Consider the following 895-nt stretch of genomic DNA (forward strand, 5'->3'; position numbering starts at 1 on the left):
AGTCAAGCCTAGGGTCAACGATTATTAATTCCCCTGCTTGAGTGCATCCAATGACGTAAGTTAAGCATCCTCCACTTTTTGAGATCAGCTGTCTAAATAACATATGTTAATGTAATCAACATGATAAAAAAAGGGTTATTCACTATTTCCAGTTAATGGTTTACGTTTAAGACCTTTAAATTAAACTTTTCAACAAGCTCCTTGGGTGAAATACGTAGTAATGTCTTTTCATCTCCTCCACCACAATAGACGTAATCGCTATCGCTAGCTAAATCCAAATCTACGATAGTTTCTACTCCTTCTATAATTGGAGGAACTCCACCAACTTGATAACCTGTTAATTCCCTTACCTCCTTAGCCTTCGCTATCCTAACCTCGCTAACTCTCAAAAATTCTTTTACCTTTTCTAGATTTACCCTTTTATTGCCCCTTAAGAATATTGCTAATGGCTTATTGTCTGCAATGACAATCACAGTCTTAGCTATTTTACCTTCATCAATTCCTAAAGAGTTGGAAGCGTCTTTAACAGTCTTAGCGTCTTTGACTTTGACGAACTGATAATTAATTCCTCTACTTTTTAATATTTCCTCCAGCGAGGTCACAATTTCTTAACCTCCTTCCCACCTTAAAACGTGAGGTTTGCCGTTCTTTTATCCTTGTTAAATATTAACTTAAAGTGTTCCATTGAATGGATCATACAACCTAAACACGACTCTACAGTAACGTAAGATTCGTCGGTAAAAACAGCAGTTATCTCGTCATTAAAAATTATGAACTTTGAATTGACTTCATCATTGTATTTAATCTTTCCTTTCAAGCCCTTAACCTTCTCCATATCTTCACTTCTTACCACTAAGTATAGTTCGCCGTTAAAGTTTCTCAATAGCTTTACCAT

General features: G+C 35.8%; 1 protein-coding gene and 1 pseudogene. Both read right to left on the minus strand.

The window, feature by feature from the left end; translation table 11 throughout:
• Positions 1–152: 152 nt before the first annotated feature.
• The gene (locus DMP16_RS10280; RefSeq protein WP_083216411.1) at positions 153–602 is read right to left on the minus strand and encodes a YbaK/EbsC family protein; all 450 of its coding nucleotides are present in this window, start codon (positions 600–602) and stop codon (positions 153–155) included.
• A gap of 23 nt (positions 603–625) precedes the next feature.
• Positions 626–895 (minus strand): annotated as a pseudogene (locus DMP16_RS10285) (hypothetical protein); the annotation flags it as partial.

The sequence above is a fragment of the Sulfolobus sp. B1 genome, from assembly GCF_007050195.1.
GTDB lineage: Archaea > Thermoproteota > Thermoprotei_A > Sulfolobales > Sulfolobaceae > Saccharolobus.